General features: G+C 64.7%; 8 protein-coding genes. 7 read left to right on the plus strand and 1 reads right to left on the minus strand.

The features are described 5' to 3' along the window. From rpoC to ACOJSF_RS09795, 7 genes are all read left to right on the plus strand, one after another. On the plus strand, nt 1-3,154 hold a 3,154-nt coding region (gene rpoC, locus ACOJSF_RS09765), incomplete at its 5' end, for a DNA-directed RNA polymerase subunit beta' (RefSeq protein ID WP_420142018.1). Between the two features lie 164 nt (nt 3,155-3,318). Next, nucleotides 3,319-3,582, plus strand: a complete 264-nt coding sequence (locus tag ACOJSF_RS09770) for a hypothetical protein (protein WP_420142019.1) — start codon at nt 3,319-3,321, stop codon at nt 3,580-3,582. 1 nt (nt 3,583) lies between these two features. Beyond that, nucleotides 3,584-4,321, plus strand: a complete 738-nt coding sequence (locus tag ACOJSF_RS09775; protein WP_420142020.1) for a DUF72 domain-containing protein — start codon at nt 3,584-3,586, stop codon at nt 4,319-4,321. 304 nt (nt 4,322-4,625) lie between these two features. Further along, the gene (locus tag ACOJSF_RS09780) at nt 4,626-5,147 is read left to right on the plus strand and encodes a hypothetical protein (RefSeq protein ID WP_420142021.1); all 522 of its coding nucleotides are present in this window, start codon (nt 4,626-4,628) and stop codon (nt 5,145-5,147) included. Between the two features lie 644 nt (nt 5,148-5,791). Then, nucleotides 5,792-6,052, plus strand: a complete 261-nt coding sequence (locus ACOJSF_RS09785) for a hypothetical protein (RefSeq protein ID WP_420142022.1) — start codon at nt 5,792-5,794, stop codon at nt 6,050-6,052. Continuing rightward, a complete protein-coding gene (locus ACOJSF_RS09790; protein ID WP_420142023.1) occupies nt 6,049-6,306 on the plus strand; it encodes a hypothetical protein in 258 nt (85 codons plus the stop codon). Before ACOJSF_RS09785 ends, ACOJSF_RS09790 begins: the two co-directional genes overlap by 4 nt. A 46-nt stretch (nt 6,307-6,352) precedes the next feature. Beyond that, nucleotides 6,353-6,994, plus strand: coding sequence for an SOS response-associated peptidase family protein (locus ACOJSF_RS09795; protein WP_420142024.1), 642 nt, complete (start codon nt 6,353-6,355; stop codon nt 6,992-6,994). On the opposite strand, the gene ACOJSF_RS09800 is transcribed toward ACOJSF_RS09795, so the two are convergent. Beyond that, nucleotides 6,991-7,505 (minus strand): hypothetical protein (locus tag ACOJSF_RS09800; RefSeq protein ID WP_420142025.1); only part of this gene is annotated, 515 nt, incomplete at its 5' end. The two genes, ACOJSF_RS09795 and ACOJSF_RS09800, sit on opposite strands and share 4 nt — an antisense overlap.

The raw sequence follows: 7,505 nt of genomic DNA on the forward strand, positions 1-7,505 counted from the left end.
GGCGCTCGAGCTGTTCAAGCCGTTCATCTACGCGCGTCTCGATGCCAAGGGTCTGTCCATGACCCTGAAGCAGGCGAAGAAGTGGGTCGAGAAGGAGCGCAAGGAAGTCTGGGACATTCTGGACGAAGTGATCCGCGAGCACCCGGTTCTGCTGAACCGTGCGCCGACACTCCACCGTCTGGGCATCCAGGCGTTCGAGCCGGTGCTGATCGAGGGCAAGGCGATCCAGCTCCACCCGCTGGTCTGCTCTGCGTTCAACGCCGACTTCGACGGCGACCAGATGGCCGTCCACGTTCCGCTGAGCCTCGAGGCGCAGCTGGAAGCGCGCGTCCTGATGATGTCGACCAACAACATCCTCTCGCCCGCGAACGGCAAGCCGATCATCGTGCCGTCGCAGGACATGGTGCTGGGTATCTATTACCTCTCCATGATGAAGGAAGGCGAGCCGGGCGAGGGATCGCTGCTGGGTGACATGACCGAGGTGCACCAGGCGCTCAACGCCGGCGCGGTCACGCTGCACACGAAGATCATCAGCCGCGTTCCGCAGACCGACGAGGAGGGCAAGACCTACCTCAAGCGCTTCGAGACGACGCCGGGCCGCATGCTGCTCGGCGAGACGCTGCCGAAGAGCCACAAGGTTCCGTTCGAGACGATCAACCGCCTGCTGACCAAGAAGGAGATCGGCGACGTCATCGACACCGTCTATCGCCACACCGGCCAGAAGGAGACGGTGCTGTTCGCGGACGGCATCATGGCGCTCGGCTTCCGTCACGCCTTCAAGGCGGGTATTTCGTTCGGCAAGGACGACATGGTCATCCCCGCCGCGAAGGAGCCGCTGGTCGAAGAGACGCGCACGCTCGTGAAGGATTACGAGCAGCAGTATCAAGACGGCCTGATCACCCAGCAGGAAAAGTACAACAAGGTGATCGACGCCTGGTCGCGCTGCGGCGACCGCGTGGCGAACGAGATGATGAAGGAAATCCAGGCCGTCAAAAAGAATGACGACGGCCGGGAGAAGGACATCAACTCGATCTACATGATGGCCCATTCGGGTGCGCGTGGTTCGCAGGCGCAGATCAAGCAGCTGGCCGGCATGCGCGGCCTGATGGCCAAGCCGTCGGGCGAGATCATCGAAACGCCGATCATCTCGAACTTCAAGGAAGGTCTGACCGTCCTTGAATACTTCAACTCGACCCACGGCGCCCGCAAGGGCCTCGCGGACACCGCGTTGAAGACGGCGAATTCGGGCTATCTCACCCGTCGTCTGGTCGACGTGTCGCAGGATTGCGTCGTCGTCGAGCTCGATTGCGGAACCGAGCGGGCGCTGGAAATGCGCTCCATCGTCCAGGGCGGCTCGACCATTGCCTCGCTTGGCGAGCGCGTGCTGGGCCGCACCACGGCCGAGGACGTGGTCGACAGCAAGAATGGCGAGACGGTCGTCGCGCACGGCACGCTGCTCGACGAAGCGATGGTGGCGAAGCTGGAGGAAATCGGCGTCCAGGCGCTCAAGATCCGCAGCCCGCTGGTTTGCGAGTCGAAGGGCGGCGTGTGCGCGGCCTGCTACGGGCGTGACCTTGCCCGCGGTACGCCGGTGAACATCGGTGAGGCTGTGGGCGTCATCGCGGCGCAGTCGATCGGTGAGCCGGGCACGCAGCTGACGATGCGGACCTTCCACATCGGCGGCGCGGCGCAGCTCAACGAGCAGTCGAACCTCGAGGCGGTGGCCGACGGCAAGGTCGAGTTCCGTGGCCTGCCGACGATCGTCAATCCGCGCGGCCAGCGCATCGCGCTCAGCCGTTCGGCGGAAATCGCGATCGTCGACATGGACGGACGCGAGCGTTCGACCCATCGTCTGCCCTACGGTGCGCAGCTGCTGATCGACGACGGGCATATCGTGTCGAAGGGCGACCGCATCGCGCAGTGGGATCCGGCCTACATGCCGGTGATCACCGACAAGAAGGGCATGGTCCGGTTCCAGGACCTGATCGAGAACCGCACCGTCCGCGAGGAATCGGACGAGACGACCGGCCTCACCCAGCGCGTGGTGATCGAGGACCAGGGCCGCTCTAAAAAGGAGGACCTGCGTCCGCGCATCACCCTGCTCGACGAGGGCTCGGGCGAGGCGGGCGTCAGCCGCCTGGCGCCGGGCGCGGTCATCGCGGTCGAGGACGGGCAGATGGTCGAGGCCGGCGAGGTGCTGGCGCGCGTTCCGCGTGAAGCGGCGCGTACCCGTGACATCACCGGCGGTCTGCCGCGCGTCGCCGAGCTGTTCGAGGCGCGCAAGCCGAAGGAGAACGCGATCATCGCCAAGGTCTCCGGCCGGGTCGAGTTCGGCAAGGATTACAAGGCCAAGCGCAAGATCATCATCCGTCCGGACGATGGATCGGAGCCGGTCGAGTATCTGGTGCCGAAGTCGAAGACGATCGACGCGCAGGAAGGCGACTACGTCAAGCGTGGCGACAATCTGATCGGCGGCAGCCCGGATCCGCACGACATTCTGGAAGTGCTCGGGATCGAGCCGCTTGCCGAATATCTCGTGTCGGAAATTCAGGAGGTCTATCGTCTGCAGGGCGTGAAGATCAACGACAAGCACATCGAGACGATCGTCCGTCAGATGCTGCAGAAGGTCGAGATCACCTTCGCCGGCGACACCACCCTGCTCCCCGGCGAGCAGGTGGATCGCGAGGAGATGGACGAGATCAACGCCAAGCTCGAAAAGGGGCAGGCGCCCGCACAGGGCAAGCCGATCCTGCTCGGCATCACCAAGGCCTCGCTCCAGACGCGCTCGTTCATCTCGGCCGCGTCGTTCCAGGAGACGACCCGCGTGCTGACCGAGGCTTCGGTGCAGGGCAAGGTCGACAGCCTGAACGGCCTGAAGGAGAATGTGATCGTCGGCCGCCTCATCCCCGCCGGCACCGGCGCAGGCATGAACCGGCTGCGCGTCACCGCCTCCTCGCGCGACGCGGCGCTCCGCGCCTCGCAGCGCAGCCTGCAGGCCGCGATCGTCGCGCCGAAGAACGCGGCCGAGGAGCATGCCGCCGAACTCGCGCGTACGCCGCGTGACTCGGGCGGCGCGGGCCAGGACCCGCTGGCGGAGGTCGCGCCCAGCGGACACGGCACCGACGCCGATGCTGGCGAATATCTGAACAACTGAGGCGCATCGCGCTGAGGTGAAGACTGTGCCGTCGCTCCCCGGAGCGGCGGCATTTTCTTTTTGGGGTCCGCTGCGTCTGCAACCGTATCTGCTCCGCAACGTGCGGATGGCGGACCCCACTTTCGCCGATTGACAGAAGGCGTGCGAGAGCGCCGGATACGGGCATGATCCGTCTCCTGCTCCTGCCTGTCATGCTTCTTGCCCTGACGGGTTGCGTGCGGACCGTGGCCAACGTCGTCACCTTTCCGGTGCGTGCGGCGTCACAAGGGGTGGATTGGGCCACGACCAGCCAGGACGAGGCCGATCGCAATCGCGGGCGCGAGATGCGCAAGCAGGAAGAGCGTCGCGCGCGTGAGGAACGCAAGCGAGCGAAGCGGGAGCGGGCGGCCAGCAGCGCGCGGTCGGACGAGGCGCCCGACGGCCGATAGAATGGAATCCGAAAGACCCGTCATTCATGTCGGCGTAGCGGGCTGGTCGATCCCTTCGGCGGTCGCGGGTGCGTTCGGATCGGCGGGCAGCCATCTCGAGCGCTACGCCACGCGTTTTTCCGCTGTCGAGATCAACAGCAGTTTCTATCGTCCGCATCGGCGCGCGACCTACGAACGCTGGGCGGCAAGCGTGCCGGACGACTTCCGGTTCGCGGTCAAGCTGCCGCGCACGATCACGCACGAGCGGCGGCTATGCGATTGCGGCGATCTGCTGCGGCGCTTTGCCGACGAGATTGCCGGGCTCGGCGGGAAGCGCGGCCCGGTTCTGGTCCAGCTTCCGCCAAGCCTCCGGTTCGACCACGATGTCGCGCGCGCCTTCTTCGAGGAAGCCGGCACCGTCTTGGGCGGGCCGCTGGTATGCGAGCCACGTCATGCGAGCTGGTTCGACGGGGCGGCCGATGCGCTGCTGGTTGAGCTAGGGTTTGCGCGCGTCGCCGCCGATCCCGCCTTGGTGCCTGGAGCATCCTTGCCCGGCGGGTGGCGGCGTCTCGCCTATTTCCGGCTGCACGGCTCGCCGGACATCTACAGATCCGACTATTCCCCGGCCGCGATCGGGCAGCATGCCGCGACAGTGCGCGCGCTCGTGGCTGACGGTGCGGACGTGTGGGTGATATTCGACAATACCACCCTCGGGAAAGCGCCGGCTAACGCGCTCGCGCTGATCGACCGGCTCGCTTAGCTGGTCTGTCCATGCGCGGCAGACTGTCGCCGTCCTTTAAAAAGGCTGCAAAAACCGAAAGCGCGGCCGAGATTTTTGGCGGATTTCTGGTCGGGGAGACAGGATTCGAACCTGCGACCCCCTGGTCCCAAAGCAAGAGGTATCGGCAGATTTTCGCGGGGTTGTGTGTAAACCTCCGCTCAAATCGGGCCTTTTACGTCAATAGCTTAGCCTTTCTGTGTAAACCGTTTCAGGCTTCCGACCATCCCGACCACGCCTGGTGGGACGAGCCTTACTCAGGCTTGCCCGTGAAGCGGGAGGGGCGGTGATGGGGATCCACCAAAGCCAGCTTGCTCCGGCAGCAAACAAATTTCACGTCGGCAACGGTGATGATGGCAAGCACTACTGGCTGACGCCGCCGGATATTTATCGCGCGCTCGACGTGCGGTTCAGTTTCGATTTCGATCCGTGCCCATTCCCCAAGCCAGACGGCTTTGATGGCCTGACCTGTGAATGGGGCCAATCGAGCTACGTCAATCCACCATTCGGCTCGATCCTGCACCAGGGACCGGGCGACAAAGCCCCCAAGAAAAAGGGACCGACTGCGTGGGCGCGGAAGGCGATCGAGGAACAGAACAAGGGCAAGCGGGTCGTGCTGGTCTATCCCGTGGATAAGTGGCTCCTGATGCTGCTCGCGGCAGGCGCGAAGGTCGAGAATCTTGGTGACGTTCGCTGGCGAGCCACAGAAGACGGATCCGAGGGTAAGGGCACAGGGCGGCATATCGCCTGCTTCATTCTGGAACCCAAGGACACCCCTTCCGCCGGGCTGCCGGGGGAGGGGCGGTGATGGGTCCGCTCCTAAAACACGGAGCGGACCCACGTTAACGCCTGCGAAATTCGCGGACGACGGCCATGATAGCCATGACCCACTCTGGGATCGAGCAAAGTGCATCGTGAAGCATGCTAGGTTTCCAGCATGTCACAGTCGACTGCAACGAGTTTCGAATGATAGCGCTATCGCGGAGGCCATCCGGCCTAATCTGCGGAAGAGCTCGACAAGGACGCTATCCCCGATCCCGGGCGGCGCGTCGGACCTTGAGCGTTATCCAAGTCAGATAATGTCCTGCGCAAAGTGGGATGTCAATACTTGGCGTACTGCTATCAACTTCCATTGCAGAACACACCGCGAACAAATACCCTGCCACCATGCGTATCCGAGTCGTCCCCCAAGCCACCGAACAGCAGGCCCGAGCGAACCTGGGGAGGCTGGTCCAAGAGCGACACGAGGACTGCGCCGGCCTGTCGCGGCTGATCGGACGGTCGCCCGGGTACGTGGGCCGCTACCTGCGCGGGTCGCCCAAGGTGCTGGCGGAGCGCGATCGAGGCATCCTGGCGGAGTATCTCGGCATACCGGAGCAGCAGCTTGGGGCTCCGATGTGAGAAATGCCGGCACGGGTACGCCGCACGCTCGGCACTCTTATCGACTGCGGCATGACGGCGCGCGTCTCATGCACGGAGTGCAAGCGCCTTAGGGAAATCGACATCCCGGCGCTGATCGAGAAAGTGGGGCCGGAATACAGCTTGTGGAACCGCCGGTGTCGGTGTCGCCTTAAGAAGGACTGCCCCGGATGGAACCGGTTCTTCATCGGGCCGGGCTGGTTCACCAAGTCCTATGACGAGCAGACCGAGATGCGCTGGATCGAGGAGGATTGGAAGGAGCGGAAGGCGGCGGCGGAAAGAGAGAAAGAATGACCGACGATCTGACATTCCCCGAACCAGAGTTCGAGCCCGTCTCGACACAGGTGGATCTCGACGGCGCGACCTACACTGTAATCGTCGAAGCAAACGCGATCCACGCGCTCTGGGGCGCTGGCACCGGGCCTCAGACCGGGCCCGAGATTGTCGCGCAGAACATGCGGATCATTGCGGCCATGGTGGCCGAGCGCGTCGCCGAAGGGCCGCTAAGCGAGCCGTTCGTTATCACTGACGCTGATCTGGATATGTGATCCAAGCTATTGCGGACCGCCGGCTACTTCGTGTCTGCTGCCGCTCATGTGTAACCGCGCCCGCCTGTCGACCGAGCCCGAGACGCTTCACGCCACGTTCGATGCGCTCTGGGCCGACGCCATCCCGAACCGCTTCCCGGTTGAACTGACGCCCAAGTCGCTGGCGCCCGTAATCCGAACGGGCGACGCCGGCCGCGTGTTCGACCTGATGAGCTGGGACGTGCTCGGCGGGGGCGCCAAGTGGCCGATGACGAACGTGCGCAATCTCGGCCTGCCGCAATGGCGACGCCTCGCCGCCAATCCCGAGAACCGCTGCCTCGTTCCGCTGACCGAGTTCTGCGAATGGACGCCGGAGCCGATCGACCTGGGCGACGGCAAGAAGCCGATTCGGGGCGAGATGTGGTTTGACGTGACGGACCAACCGACCTTTGCCGTCGCCGGCTTCTGGCAGCATCTGGCGGAAGGGCGAAAGGGCTTCACAATGGTCACGTGCGACCCGAACGAGCTCGTCGAGAAGATCCATCCCAAGGCCATGATCACGATCCTGCGACCGGAGGATCATGAGCGGTGGCTGACGGGCAGCTATGACGACGTGGTGGCGCTCCAGCGGCCTTACCCCGCCGAGCTCATGACGGTGCGCGGGCCGGAATTTCCGACGCGGAAGGTGGCGGCGCCGACGTTGCTCTAGCGTTCGGACGACGCCAGCTGCGCCACGGCCGCACTCAACTCGCCGCTCATCCGCACGATCTTGCCCTTGAGCGCATCGAACTGGCTGACCCGCGCCCCTCGCACGACCGGCTCGGCCGCCGTGCCCTTGACCGCGAAGTACCCGTTCTTCGTCGGCGGCGACGACCAGGCGAACCAGCACGCCTCCTCGGCACCGATCGCTCGCGCCTGTGCCTGAATACCTTCGGCGATGACCGCCGCACGCGGGTCGCGCTGCAACCGGGTGACGAACTCGATGAGCTCGGCCTGCACCGCTGCCGGATGCGCGCTCAGGTGCAGGTGCGCGTTCATCTCATAGACCGCGAGCTTCAGCCCGTTGTCCGCCGCGATCTGCGCCTGCTTGGCGTTGATCTTCGCCAGAGCGGCAAGGCTGAGCCCTTCGCTCGCGTCGCCCGTCCCGCCCATGATGTTGGCGATTGCGCCCTCGATGTCGTTCGCGCGCGCTATGGCCAGCAGCGGGCCGGTCGCTTCCA

Source organism: Sphingomonas sp. (genome assembly GCF_048594985.1).
Lineage (GTDB): Bacteria > Pseudomonadota > Alphaproteobacteria > Sphingomonadales > Sphingomonadaceae > Sphingomonas_I.